At 50.2% G+C, this 13544-nt stretch carries 14 protein-coding genes; 3 read left to right on the top strand and 11 right to left on the bottom strand.

What is annotated here, in order from left to right; genetic code table 11:
* Positions 1-301: hypothetical protein (locus tag NT073_RS27660; RefSeq protein ID WP_297380387.1), on the top strand; the 301-nt coding region annotated here is incomplete at its 5' end.
* 51 nt (positions 302-352) lie between these two features.
* Positions 353-1243 carry a glycosyltransferase gene (locus tag NT073_RS27655; RefSeq protein ID WP_297380385.1) on the top strand — a complete coding sequence of 297 codons (891 nt, stop codon included), beginning with the start codon at positions 353-355 and terminating at the stop codon, positions 1241-1243.
* An 82-nt stretch (positions 1244-1325) separates the two neighbouring features.
* Here NT073_RS27655 and NT073_RS27650 read toward each other — a convergent pair whose 3' ends face one another.
* From NT073_RS27650 to tssO (NT073_RS27600), 11 genes are all read right to left on the bottom strand, one after another.
* Entirely contained in the window at positions 1326-1793 is a 468-nt protein-coding gene (locus NT073_RS27650) for a hypothetical protein (RefSeq protein WP_297380383.1), read from the bottom strand.
* Positions 1794-1857: 64 nt separating this feature from the next.
* The gene (locus NT073_RS27645; protein ID WP_297380381.1) at positions 1858-2073 is read right to left on the bottom strand and encodes a hypothetical protein; all 216 of its coding nucleotides are present in this window, start codon (positions 2071-2073) and stop codon (positions 1858-1860) included.
* Positions 2070-2564, bottom strand: coding sequence for a hypothetical protein (locus tag NT073_RS27640; RefSeq protein ID WP_297380379.1), 495 nt, complete (start codon positions 2562-2564; stop codon positions 2070-2072). The genes NT073_RS27645 and NT073_RS27640 overlap by 4 nt, the downstream gene beginning before the upstream one ends.
* A gap of 1 nt (position 2565) precedes the next feature.
* A complete protein-coding gene (locus NT073_RS27635; protein WP_297380376.1) occupies positions 2566-3423 on the bottom strand; it encodes an OmpA family protein in 858 nt (285 codons plus the stop codon).
* Positions 3424-3460: 37 nt separating this feature from the next.
* Positions 3461-4741 carry a type VI secretion system contractile sheath protein TssC gene (locus NT073_RS27630; RefSeq protein ID WP_297380373.1) on the bottom strand — a complete coding sequence of 427 codons (1281 nt, stop codon included), beginning with the start codon at positions 4739-4741 and terminating at the stop codon, positions 3461-3463.
* Between the two features lie 225 nt (positions 4742-4966).
* Positions 4967-5425 carry a hypothetical protein gene (locus NT073_RS27625; protein ID WP_297380370.1) on the bottom strand — a complete coding sequence of 153 codons (459 nt, stop codon included), beginning with the start codon at positions 5423-5425 and terminating at the stop codon, positions 4967-4969.
* A gap of 166 nt (positions 5426-5591) precedes the next feature.
* Positions 5592-8084, bottom strand: a complete 2493-nt coding sequence (locus tag NT073_RS27620) for an ATP-dependent Clp protease ATP-binding subunit (RefSeq protein ID WP_297380367.1) — start codon at positions 8082-8084, stop codon at positions 5592-5594.
* A gap of 23 nt (positions 8085-8107) precedes the next feature.
* Positions 8108-10597 (bottom strand): type VI secretion system protein TssR domain-containing protein, encoded by a 2490-nt coding sequence (tssR, locus tag NT073_RS27615; RefSeq protein ID WP_297380364.1) that lies wholly within the window; start codon positions 10595-10597, stop codon positions 8108-8110.
* Positions 10594-11481: a hypothetical protein gene (locus NT073_RS27610; protein WP_297380361.1), complete on the bottom strand. Its 888-nt coding sequence runs from the start codon at positions 11479-11481 to the stop codon at positions 10594-10596. Before NT073_RS27610 ends, tssR begins: the two co-directional genes overlap by 4 nt.
* A gap of 5 nt (positions 11482-11486) precedes the next feature.
* Positions 11487-12011, bottom strand: a complete 525-nt coding sequence (tssO, locus tag NT073_RS27605) for a type VI secretion system TssO (protein WP_297380358.1) — start codon at positions 12009-12011, stop codon at positions 11487-11489.
* Between the two features lie 23 nt (positions 12012-12034).
* A complete protein-coding gene (gene tssO / locus NT073_RS27600) occupies positions 12035-12526 on the bottom strand; it encodes a type VI secretion system TssO (protein ID WP_297380355.1) in 492 nt (163 codons plus the stop codon).
* 69 nt (positions 12527-12595) lie between these two features.
* Between tssO (NT073_RS27600) and NT073_RS27595 the strand changes: the two genes are divergently transcribed.
* Positions 12596-13540 carry a type VI secretion system baseplate subunit TssG gene (locus NT073_RS27595; RefSeq protein ID WP_297380352.1) on the top strand — a complete coding sequence of 315 codons (945 nt, stop codon included), beginning with the start codon at positions 12596-12598 and terminating at the stop codon, positions 13538-13540.
* Positions 13541-13544 lie beyond the last annotated feature (4 nt).

Genomic DNA, 13544 nt, shown 5'->3' with positions numbered 1-13544 from the left:
TAACCTCTATTTTGTAGGCGCTATTCTGGATCGTATCGTGTCGGATAATTTCATTATGGCCCGTACGAACGATTACCTACTCAACTTCCGGGTGGTGATCATGAGTTTCTTCTTTTATTTCCTCTTCAACACCCAATCCCAGAAAGTTATAAAGCGAGTATTCGGCTGTGTTATTGCCTTTATAATGATTGCTTTTTTCTATAAAGCCATCTACAACAGAGCAGCTGACAACTCACCGTTTCGTTTTGTCTTTATGGAAGATATTTTACAAACAAGACCCCAAAAATTATCTGATTATTAAGCGTATTTTGTCAGCCAAACCCGTAACGAACAACTTTAAAAGCAAACGTATATGTTTCACTACAGCATCATTATTTGTACGTATAACCGAGTTGATTTTCTGAAAGAAACAATTGAGTCGCTTCTCTTACACTTTAAAGATTATTCAAAATATGAGCTGCTTATTATTGATAATAAGTCAACTGATAATACAGCCGAAATAGTAAAACCTTTTCTACAGTTTCCGCACGTTCGGTATGTTCTCGAAACGAATCAGGGCTTATCGTACGCCCGAAACAGGGGAATAAAAGAAGCAAGGAACGAAGTGCTCATTTTCCTGGATGACGACATTGATATTGAAGCAAACTATCTGGACATCTGCGACCAGATTTATAGTGACCAGAACACCCATGTAGTAGGTGGAAAAGTGCTCCCTTACCAATCCGACATTCCGGCTTGGATGCCCGAACAGTTTTATTACCTGATGAGCGTCTTCGATCTGGGAAACTCGGCTTGTTACACCCAAAAATTAATGGGTGCCAATTATTCCATGCGCCGGAACGCAGCCCTGAAAATCGGCTGGTATAACGTTGAGCTAGGTCGAAAAGGTAGTAATTTAATGGGTGGTGAAGAGGTAGACTACCTGAATCGGGCACGCGATTTGGGCTACCAGATTTTGTATCGCCCCGACCTGGTGGTTTACCATAAAATTGGCAACAAGCTGAACAAAAAGTACATTTTCGACTACGCCTATTACCTGGGCCGAAGTGAGCGTATTATTGAGATTCAGCGAAGTAGACCACGGTTTTTAGCCAAATGCGTTAAGTCAGTCCTGATGATTGGTCTACATGCTGTTTATGGCTTTTATGCTCCCAACCCAAAGCAGCAGACTTATTTTAAAATAAAGCAGTTGTACAGCTTTGCGTACTTAAACCTGTTTGCCAATAAGTTCGGTAAGAAATAGAATAAGCGGCAGTCTGTTCATCCATCAATATGCGTTTTCCGATGGCCAAGCAACCGCATTTGACTGGCTATGCTTCGGCCTGCTATCCTCTCAGTTTGTAAACATTCATTGTGTTGCCCGTCTTCTGATCGGATGTCGTACGTGTAAGCGTAACGGAGGACCCATCAATAAGGTCCGAGATCGTAAACGTGATGGTGCCGTTTGTACCGGTAGGCTGAGGATTAAGCCCTTCAAGTATCAGGGTGTTATCGTTTTGTACCCGGTAGGTTCCGGCAAAGGTTGTTAAATCAGCACCGGACGTTCCATCCGAAATCCGGTATCGAACCGTGGGCGGAGCGGACAGATCAAGGGAAAACTGTGAGTAACCGGGTTTAATATTCGACGGAGCCCCTTCGAGATAGACGACAGTACCGTTTTCGATTACAGATACCAGAGTGTAGGAACGCTTGAGTCGCTCAGCGTTGGGTGGTTGTGGTGTGGTACTACAACCAGTGGCAAAAACCAGGGCAATGACACCGGCAAAAAGGAAGGTAACCAACGTTGTTTTCATGAAACTGTTTGTAGGTATAAAAGGTGTAGCAATGAGTTAGCAGGGGAGTCAGTAAAGTAGCCTGTTATTCCGTCTCGGGTATAATCTCTTCCACCTGATCCGATTTAGACTGGGTCTGATCCGGTAAGTTCAGCTTTGTTTTTAACTGCCTAATCAGCGACTTCCTCGTTCGTATCTGTTTGTTGTATTGGCCGTAAGCAACAACATAGCCTAAAAGGAAGGCAGCAACCAACAGCAGCAGTATCTCGGCAAAAGCTACCCAGGGATTTAGCGGATTCATAACAAAAGGGTGGGTTGAAAGTCCGTATATACACCCTTACGCATTTGCTCCTGCCATCCCCTGAGTTCGTCCCAGCGCCCATCGGCGGCCAGCCAGGCCTGCTTTGGCCAGGTCACCGGATCATCGGTATAGATCAATGGCCCATGCTCGGCCAGCACCCGCCGAATGGTTGTGATGGGTGTATTGGCCAGTTGCGTAAAGGTGTGGATACCAACCCCGTTCAGAATAGCCTCGACCTTTGCATTGACACCCGCTATCTCTTTCAGATCATCCCGGCCCGGCGCAGAACTGAAGACCTCCTCAACCTCCGGTTCAATAATCTCCCGGGCGTCAAGCTCGGCCTGAAGCAGCTGGCATTTCTCGTTCAGGCGACCAAGCTGTTGCTTAAAACGCTCCCGAAAGATAAGGTAGGCCAGTATAGCCGTTCCCTGAAGCATCAGAAAGTGCAGCAGACTGGCATTTTCAAGGTGAAATGGATTCAGGTCAAACATGCTATCGTTTTTTTACCAGTAACGTTACGCGTCGATTGGCCTCCCGGCCTTCGGTCAGGTTGTTAGGCGCTATGGGCAGTTTATCGCCCATGGCTACTACCTGAATCCAGCGTTTCGACGCGCCCTGTTTAATAAGCTTGTCGCGCACGGCCATCGCCCGTAGCCGCGACAGTTTAAGATTAAAGGCTTCAGTGCCTGTGCTGTCTGTATGTCCCGTAATAGTGAGTCGCTCCGTTGGGTGATTGTACAGGTACGTAATGGCTTCGCGCACGAACTGTTCATTATCCGGCGTTACTATATGCTCCGTGCTGCCCGTGGGAAAATACAATTGGAGCGGATGAAACAGGTCGCTGTATTTCTGGTGCCGGGCCAGCCAGTCGGCATTGATGGTTATCGCCTGAAAAGAAAAAGACAAGGCGCTTGTTGAGTCTTTAATGAAGTTTAACAGTTCCGACGCCTGCCCCTGAATCTGCACCTGATCTTCCGGCACCCCGGCGTTCACCAGATACTGCCGGACAACATCGGCCCGCATTGCCCCTAAATTGGGCATCAACGTCAGCTTGTTTTCAGCCGAAGTATGGTAACCAACCACTGTCAGCAACCGGCGCGGGTGACTGATCAGATAAGCAGCCAGTGTATCCAGCATCGAGGGCTTATCGAGTTGGCGCATGGTACTCTCAGCCTTATGGAACAGACTTCCCGGCAGTTTAATACGCAGCCGGGGGCCATCGATTATTGGAACGGCAGGCAAAACCGGGTCTGGCGAAAAACCTATGCGTTTAATGTAAGCCAGATGCACGTAAACGGATACGGTTACCCACACACCCAGTGCTATCCATAAGATCAGTAGCCTACCCATGCCAAATCAATTGTTTCGTCATCAATCCAAAGGATGTTTAAGCCAGTTCATAGCTGGAAGCCCACTCTGGACTTTCGGTTTCACCATCCCGCTGGCCGTCGAGCCGGACTATAAAACTTTTAGCCGGGAAATAAGGTGTCAGTCGAATATCCAGATAAACGCGATCCTTTTGTTTGCTGTCCCGTTCGAGCCGTACAATTCTAAACTGCTCAATCAGTTTATCAGACCCTTTTACACTGTCCAGAAATACGGCAATCTGTCGTCGCAAATCACCTTCTATGCTGGTATTCCAGTTTTCGAATGCCCGGCGGTTCAGAAAATCGAACAGTACTTTTACAATGTAGTCGAACACCCGAACAACCGTAAAGGTCTGCAAACCAATGTTAGGACCGTTGAACAGGGTTTTACTCCCGTAGGCCATTACCTGCCCATGCTCCTCGATCATGGGCACGAGATTAAGTCGCTCCATGATCGAAACTTCGTTTTTCCAAAGCCGAAACCGGACACCCAGCACCTCACTTATGCCACCGTATCGTTTCCCCGCCGACACCTGCGGCATTGGCGTGTAGTACGTTTTACCGGCAAGGGCTGCGGACGGCGGGACATACAGATGATCCATTTCACCTACTTCGGCCACCTTACTCCGGCCAACAAGCCAGTTGCAGGTCATGATTACATTGGAATGAAATAACTCCGCACCCGGCATATTGACGGCACTTAGTAGATCAAGCACATCGTCGGGGCCGTCCAGATCCGCAAAGTCGGTGAAGAGCATGACCTTGTTGGCATGAGCAATTTTAGCCCATTTCTCCAGCACAACGTTCGACCGCATAAAACCGGGTATTACCAGAAGGGAGTAATTATCCCGAAGGTCAAGGCGGTCGTAATTCTGCTTTAACTCATTGGCAATGTGCTCAGTAAAATGTGCATTTTCCAAATCACACACTTGATCCAGACCAGCATTTACCACCGAGATATTAGGAATTCTGGCCGTTTCGGTATTGGTATAAAAAAGCGAAAGCGCCCGGTAGTTGGTCTCAAGCTCGCGCGTGGCCTCCAGAGTGGTCAGCAGATTTTTACGCAGACTTTCTTCGGACTGTGCTGCTTTTTGATCGGCAATGGTGAGCATGTTGTCCAGACTGTCAGACGCACTCAGCACCGCAATCCAGGCCTTCAGCTTCTCCTGCAAGGTGGCCCGTTCTTTTTCTTTAACCGGCCTCCTCAAAAAATTGGTCGTACGGTTGGAAAAGTCCAGACTCCCGCTTAGCGAGCCATCCAGTAAGCTTTCAACAAATTCAAATCCATGATCAGTCAGCAAAGAGATGATATCGGAAAGTGACGCTCGCGGGTTAACCGCAGCAGAATGCCCCGAATTCGGTCTTGTTGGGGGAACAGTTGATTCACTTGCCATTGATCAAAGAAATAGATTACCACGTTCTTATGCAGGTATGCAAAAGTTATTAGGGTACTGGTTAGTAAGTGATTGATCTACAGATCAGCAACGAATAGCGTACTGACAATTCCTAATCCGAATAGAGGCCGCTCATTGACCGGCTTTGCCCGTTTTAGTCAGCTCATCGGCCGCAGCCTGTAACGTTTTTAGCAGGATGGCTTTCGTTTCGGCATTACTCAACATAGTTCGCAACAACGCGTGTCCCTTTAGTCGGCGGCCAATTTGCGTGTATTCCTGATACTGCGTATCCAGCGCTTGCAGGAGCGGGCTCTGGGCTACCAGCTCCTTGACCCGGAAATCGGCTATTCGCCGAAACCGGATGATTTCTTTTATGGGCATACCCTCAGGCGACTCCATTTCCACCTCCACCTCAGGCCTGAAGTTATTGAACACGGCGTCGACCGTGTTCAGGCCGTAGAGCGTCTCCGGCCTTACGGGGTTCTTCTGGGTAAGTTTCAGCACCAGCAACGTCCGGTTCGAAGGGATGTTGCTGATTTCTTCTAATGCCCGGGGTCTGGCCTCACTACCGCCAATTTCGAAGTCAAACATGCGTATTCTGACGAACCATAGTATTTACCAAATCTATCAATAAGACTAGTGGCCGCAAGGTGGGAAAAGGGCAGTTTCAAACAACTGGTATGTTTTTTTACGACGTTCAGCACCAGCCCGAATTTGATCATAGTCCGCTTTTGTCCCGAAAAGTTACCCAATTCGCCTACCCGATCTGCCAGATTAATTCACTCGTTTGCTCGTTCCAGTCAAGGTTCAGCGACTGCCCTTTCTGTAATTGCCCTGAAATGAGCAGCCGGGAAATCGGCCTGCGCAACTGATTTCGGATGATCCCCGCCAGAGGCCGGGCACCGTAATGGGGCGAAAAACCCTGTAAGGCAAGCTGCCGGTTTGCCTCTTTGGTCAATGTCAGCGTAACGCCCTGCTGAACAAGGCTTTTCTGTAGATGAGCGAGCTGAATCTCGAAAATCCGTACCACGTTTTCTTCCTGGATGGGCGAGAACGGGATGATTTCCGTAATCCGGGCCAGAAATTCGGGTCGAAACTGGCCGGTCATGCGGGTCATCAACTGCTGAGACGTTGGCATCCGACCGGCCTGAAACTCATTAGTGATCCATTCGCTGCTGATGTTGGATGTGAAAATGAGCAGTGCATTTGTGAAGTCGCCTTCCTTACCGAGTTTGTCGTGCAGCCGCCCTTCGTCCATGATCTGGAGAAAAACGTCGAAAACAGAGCCGTGCGCTTTCTCGATCTCATCGAACAACACAACGGAATACGGCTGCTTCCGAATTTTGTTGACCAGCAAACCCCCTTCTTCATACCCAACGTAACCCGGAGGGGCTCCGTAGAGTAAAGCCGCCGAATGTTCTTCCTTAAATTCCGACATGTCGAACCGGATCAGGGCTCGCTCATCGTTGAACAAAAAGTCGGCCAGCGACTTCGACAGTTCCGTTTTTCCCGTTCCGGTAGGACCCAGCAGAAAGAAGGAGCCAATGGGCTGACCGGCCCGCTGCAAGCCACTGCGCGACTCCAGAATAGCATCCGACAACGCGCGCAGGGCGTGGTTCTGGCCAACGACCCGCCGTTGCAGGAAGCTCTCCATCGACAGCAGTCGTTCTTTCTCCTGGCCCTGTACCTTACCCATGGGGATACCCGTTTTGTGAGCCACTACCGCCACCAGATCATTGGCCGTAACAACCGGTACCTGCTGACCGGCCAACTCCCGAAACCGTCTGAGCTTGGCCATAATGTAGTCGTGGTAAGCAACGGGCGTTTCGAGTTCGAGCGGGTTGATGGTATCCTCCCAGTTTCCCAGAAGAACAGGGCTGATCTGGTGGTGAAGCTGCGTGTCGACCCATCGGTATTCGTCCAGTGCCTCGCCCGGCGGCAAATCGCTTTGACTTAGCTCCTTAACCGCTCTTTCGAGTTGCGTTAGTTCCGTGTCCGACGTTTCAATTGCAATCCTGATAGCGGCCATTGTACGGTCCAGCAGATCGAGCGCAGAATCGGGCAACCGGCGTTCCTTACTGTACCGGCGCGCCAGACGAATGCAGGCGGCAACCACATCGGGCTGGATTTCCAGCTTGTGGTGCTGCTCGTAAACGGGAATCAGTCCCCGAATCATGCGTTCGGCTACCTGTTCGGTTGGCTCGGTCACGTTGAGCAGTTCGAACCGTCGGCTCAGTGCCTGGTCAGGTTCTATTAGCTTCCGGTATTCTTCGAGCGTAGTAGCCCCTACCACAGTCAGTTCGCCACGGGCCAGCTCGGGTTTCAGCAAATTAGCGATACCATTACCGGCAGAACCTTTCGGGTCGAGCAGGGTGTGAATCTCATCAATGAAAAGAATACACATTTCCTGTTGCCGGACTTCTTTCAGAACCGATTTAAGGCGGTCTTCTACTTCACCTTTGTACGAAGCGCCCGCCAGCAGCGCACCGGAGTCGAGTTCGAGCAAAATGGCATTTTTCATCCGGGCGGGCACCTGTCCATCAACAATCAGTTGTGCAAGCCCGTCGAGCAGTGCAGATTTACCCACGCCGGGGTCGCCCACCACCATGACGTTAGGCTTGCTGCGCCGACCCAGAATTTCGAGCATCGTTCGAACCTCCTGCTTACGGCCGACAACGGGGTCCAGCTTTTTAGCCCGTGCCTGCGCTGTTTTATCGATGCAATACGGAAACTGACCCTTTGTTTTGAGGCTTAGGCCCGGCAAAGCAGCCTGCCCGTTGCCATTCGAGCTTGTTTTATCGGTAGCGCGGGGGGCCGACAAGTCACGCAGAAAACGATCCAGCAAATCACGCTCCTGCAACGGAAACGAGCGGAGCTGTTCGGCCGTAAACCCGACACCCGGCTTGGTGAGGGCCGTCAGAACGCAGATAAGCTCAACGTAATCGAGCCCCAGTTTGACGCGAAAGAAATCTGCTTCGTTCAGGACACGTTCTACCGATTCGTCCTGTAACGGCTCCGTAATAGCCAGTGCTGAGCGGGGCTGTTCTTCGATCCAGACATCGGCCCAATCGAAAATATAAGCCACATCCTGATCCAGGGCTCTCAGAAGCGCACTGCCGCCTACGTCATCGTGGAGAACTGCGCGCAATAAATGGGCCGCAGTAAGCTGCTCATTATGGTATTCACGAGCCAAAGCGCGGGCAATATGCAGGGCTTTCTCGACCGGTTCAGTAAGCGGAAGTTGACGCATACAGGTAGTGATGAGGAACGTGTTTATTTAAAAAGGTCTTCGCTGATCCAGTAATACGTCCGCCCATTCGACGTAAACCGGCTATTTCGAAAGGTGGGTATCCGACGAAAATAATCGCGCCGTTCGCGGAGCAGGTACAAGACCTGGCTGAGCAAAGCATCGGATAGCTGTTTACGATTCGTTAACTGACTGACGGTAATCCGTTTGAAAAGTGGATTGGCGACGGGCAAATCTAAAATTCCGTTCAGGATCTGATCAAGAGTCAGCGTAGTTTCGGGAGGCAGCCCAATCTCTCTAATAGTCTCATGGTACCGGCGGGAAAGCCTGAGCCGGTCAAAATAACCGGCCGGGTCGAGGTCTTCGCTGCTCAGTTGCTCCAGCCAGCGGCTTATACTCTCGTATTCGTCCAGCGGCAACAAGGCAATGAACTTCCACCGGCGGCCGTCGCTACGCATCGTGGGCGTGTAGGCCCGAACCAGAAAGGGATACGCTTCGAGCGGCATTAAGGTCGACGCAACAGCGGGCAAACTCATCCCAAGAGAAGCATAGATAGGTGTTAGCTTCGGATTTACCCGGTCACCCAACAGCTCCAGATGCTGAAAGGTACTTTCCAGAGCGTCTATGATTGTTTCTGACTCATGGCTGACTTGCCTGAACAGGCTATCTGTAGCTGCGTATAACTCCTTGAAGGGCAGGGTTTGGTTTTTTCTTGGAAAAAGAACCCAGCCCGGCACCATACTCCGCTGCGGATAAGCCAGATTATATTCATTACGATCGCCGACCCGGTGGTTAAATTCGTTGGAAGGCGTCACCATATCCGGTCGAACCAGCCTGTTTTTTTTCAGGATACTCCCCTGATTGGCAATCTCCAGCACCAGTTCGCGGGCGTGCAGCACAAAATTATTGGCGACATCCCCCACGGGCGAATATACCTGAAACGCCAACAAGCGGCATTCTACGCTTTTGAGGGCCGAAGGGACCAGAATCCCATCAACGATGGATTGCATGTCGCCGTTGATTCCCACCAGCACCAATATGTTGTTTTCATTAGGATGGGCAGCAAACAGCTCCAGGGCTTTCCCGACCCCAAACCGAACACTTTTAGCCTCAGGCTCCGGCTGCCCCCTAGCTGGTGGCATCAGCTTTCTTAATTCATTCAGCAGATAGACGTAATTAGTGGTCAGCGGGCTTAGATCTACGTTGCCCCGCAACTTATTGTCGTCCGTTTTTTTGTACTCATTATACACCACAGCGCCCGCCCGTAAGTTAATGGACCGGGATGAATCCTGCGACAACTGCGAGATAGTGAACTGAATGGTGTTTACCATTTCTCCCCAGTAGGGTTGCATAGCCGGGCTGCCTTCAATTACATAAATCAGGTTATAGTTGTTATTATTGGTGCGAATGCTGGCCAGTTGCTGGCTGCTGATCGGCTGGCCATTCACGTTCAGAATGGGGACATGGCGCCTGACCAACAGCGGTGTCATGCCGTTCGTCTGCACAACGGTTTGACTGTCTTTATTATTTCTGTATTGATTGAGTACCGGGAATTTAGTACCGAACTGATTCCAGGAGACGGCCGGAAAGGAATTACTCGTTACGGTCGAATCGGGTAGCTTCCGGGCGGCTGCCGACAGCGACCGGTATAGCGGCAACGACGGCTGTTGCAGGGTTGTGGTGTCGGGTTCCAGAAACAGCCGATTGCCAACGGACTGCAGCACATCAATAGGCGCCCATCCCAGAAGTATCTGCTTGACACTGTCGGTCGGAAACCAGGACGCCCTGCCAATCAGGGCTTGCCGACGGGTTTCTGACAGCTTGTATATATAGGTCAGATCATACAACCGCATTTTATCGCCCACCAGGGTTTGCTGAGTGGGCTCTGAATACAGTTTTACCGAATCGTTGGCGAAATATTGGTTCGGCCGGGCAACCAGAACCGGTTGAGCCAGCACGGCACTGAAAATCTGGGCTCGGCGCTGATCGGTCGACCGGATACTTTGGTTGGCCAGCAGAAAGCGGGCTTTAGGGGCCCACCCGTAGTAAACAACTGCTTTTCGGTCGGTAACCGCCCGGCTGGAGAACTTATTGCCAATGGGTAGTTTAGGATCGTACTTGATGAGTTTCAGATACCCGTTCCGCTCCTTCAGAACATAAAAGGCTTCCAAGAAGCCCATTTTGCGGAAAGGGACAGTGCCATTGGCATTTCGGAACGTATTGTTGTTGACGCGGTCAGAGTAAACGACCCAGGGTGTGCCGCCTGCTGGCTGAAAATTCAGATCGGCTCCTCCTTTGGCTACATCCGCCACCGTTTTTGTCGAACCGCCCCCCCCCGAATGCGGCACCAGGTTATACGGCTGCCGGGCCACCCGCATAAAGAAAGGCAGTTGAGCCATTGCGGTTTCCTGACAGCACAGCCAGAACAGTACAACGCCGGAAAACTGCCGGAGAAGTACGAAGCACGGGAGCCAGCCGGGCCACTGAAAATAACAATGACGAACGAGGTGCTTCATTGGTTATGCTGGGTCACGTTTAGGCGCACAAGACAGGAGGTAAGCGAATCAGCGATTACCGCTACCCCATCGATCCGTACGCCCCGATCGAATTGCAAGCCCATACAGTACGAATAAAAGTCATTGGTTTTCGCATCGTTAATGCGCACGATTGTATTGTTCTTCTCGCACAAATACCGCTTCAATAAATAGTTGTAATGCACATTGAAGGATTGCCCGTCTGCAATAAGCTGTAGTCGCCTTTTGAAATCACTACCCGTAATATCGAGTGAATCGATGGTAGGAGCGAATTTGTTGAACCCTTTAAAAATCCGAACCTCTTTGACAACCGGATACTTGGTTACATCTGTCATGAGTTCGATTTTGTACACCTGGAAGGGCGTATAACTCTCTACCGCCGGATAACTGTAGATAGCCGTCTGGTCGCGCGAGTCAATCTGACCACTGGCTCCAAAGCGCCAGGAGAACTGACGGGCTCCTCCCCCTTCGGCGGTAAATACCAGTTTTTCGCGCTCATAACCCGTTGCCGGTCCTTTAATCTTCACCAGCGAATCCTGCGTCTGCACAATTTTGCGGGGCGTAACCACAACGGAAAACGTTTTGGTCAGGTTATTATCAATTGTTAGCCGAATCAGGTACGTACCGGGCTGTGAATAGTAAAACTCACCTTTGGCCACCCTGGAATCCTGTCCGTTACCGAACTCCCAGTGTCGCCTGCCGTCCGCGTCCGTACTGTCGACATAACGTATGGGCTGACCGGCTACCTGCTGGATGGGTTCCACCTTGGCCCGAATGGTAGGCTCAGCCGTATACTGATAAAGCCCCGACAATACGATCAGGGTAAAAAACAGCGCCCGTGCCGATAAGGTCATTTTGCTATTCATAACGGCTATTGGTCACCAGGATTGGGTTGAGGGGACGCAGACGGGCCGGGGGTTGATGTTGCATTCGATATCAATCCCACGCTGCAATCATCCAGTTGCTTACGAAACAAACTAATGTTGGACTGCTTGCTCCAGACGATCTTCTTGTCGATGTACATCATCCGGTAAAAATCGGCGATCTGTCCAAACGACCTGAACCGGGTGTTATCCATTTGTGGATTGGAGAGCCGCTTGATCTCGTTCAGATGCTCCTCTATTTCCACTTCAACAAAAACAGCGTTCACCTGGGGCTGGAAAGCAACGATAGACTGGTAAGCAGAGTCCAGCAGGGGCATATTCCTTATCTGGCTTTTCAGGATCTGCTCCTGCTGTTTGATTTTGCTCGACACCCGTTTCGATTCGGCACTCGAATAGGTGTTACTTTTGAAAGCAATAAAGCTGACGAATAGCGTTAACAGACAAAGTACCGCGAGCAGGTACATAAACTGAAGTCGCCGTTCGCGCATGGTAAGTCGAAAAAATGTTTCCATCTCTGTTCGTTAAAAGTGCCGCATCAATTACGTTTACGCTGCCGATGTTCATTAACTGCCCGCTGCAGGCAGTCTCTTAGCTCACTTCGCATATCGCTTTCTTCCAGCATAGCTCTGTTCAGCGAGTCTTTCAGCAGAAGCATCTCGTTCACATGGCTGAATAAGCGGTTATACACAACGAAGTAGGGCGAGCTTTTCCGCTCCTGATTCACCAGTTTGGTATACTCTTCTTTTTTCTTGGTGATTAACCGTTCCATCTGGCGGTCGTCCCGAATCTGACTCGTGTTGAGCAAACTCATGTAGGTGTACAGCGAGTCGACTTTATCGGCCAGCAGCGCATCTTTGTAGAATATCCGATCGAAATCCTCTTTCTGCTGAACCAACCGGTTAAACTGATTTGAACTTGCTTTAACGTACAAAAACACACAGGCAACCGTTGTCAGCAACAGGCTGATGAACCAGACCAGAAATCGGTTAAACGCCTGATTAATTTCCTTATAATTTAATGATTTCATTGGTCTAAAAGGTTCTTTTAGCAGAAACAGGTAACTTGTTGATCATTTACAGTGCTGGCTTCTACATCCATGACAATTTCAAATCAACCGTCAACGTTACAGCCTTATTTTCTCGATCTGCTTGATGTCGATTTCAAAGCCGAACTTCTGGCAGCCTCACTGGCCGATCAGCAGATACCCCCGGAACGAATTATCATCAACCCAACCGGCCTTTATAATCGCGCCTACTCCAAAGATATACTGGAGATGAACGACTGGCTGCTGGAGGGGTCTACCTTTATTTACAACCGTATCGATACGCCCCGCGAAGGCTTGTTCGATATGCTGCCGCAATACCTGTTCTTCCCACCTAAAGACTTATCCAAACTTGCCGACACCGACCAGACCCTCGATACCATTCGGCAGGATCGTGATCACGAACGGCAGGCCCGCCTTTTTTTCCTGCCATTCGATGCCGAACTGAACTACCTCCGAACCCTGGCCGTCCAACACGAAAGCGCCGTTGAACACCCGGACACAGCCAGAACCATAATCGATCAATTTGCCGAGCAATGGCCCATTATTAAGGACATGAACCGGATGCAGACGGGTCTTTTCTTACAAGTACTGCCCTGGATGCATCTGCTTCGCAGCAATCTTGTCTGGTTAAGTCAGTTTTTACAAGTCTTCTTTGCCGTTCCGGTACAGGTTGAAGCAGGCCATCAAATACACCAGTCAACCCTGGCCGATGGTGGTTTACCAACACTGGCTAATTGTCGGCTAGGCATCGATGCGGTAATAGGTGAACGTTTCGACGACGGCCGCAACGGCGTACAGATCATCATCGGTCCAGTTCCGCCTGCCCAGGTGCCACTTTTTCTGCCACACTCTCAATCGATTGCCTTGTTGCATACGCTTGTTAATTATTTCCTTCCAGTCTCTATTGACTTTACTGTTTCTGTCTTGACCTCACCAAACGCACAGGACGCTCCTCAGCCAAACGACGTGTATCTGGGTTACACCAGTTTTCTCTAGTAGG

It is taken from the genome of Spirosoma sp. (assembly GCF_026391055.1).
Classification (GTDB): Bacteria; Bacteroidota; Bacteroidia; order Cytophagales; family Spirosomataceae; genus Spirosoma.
This window is presented reverse-complemented; position numbering and strand designations above follow the sequence as displayed.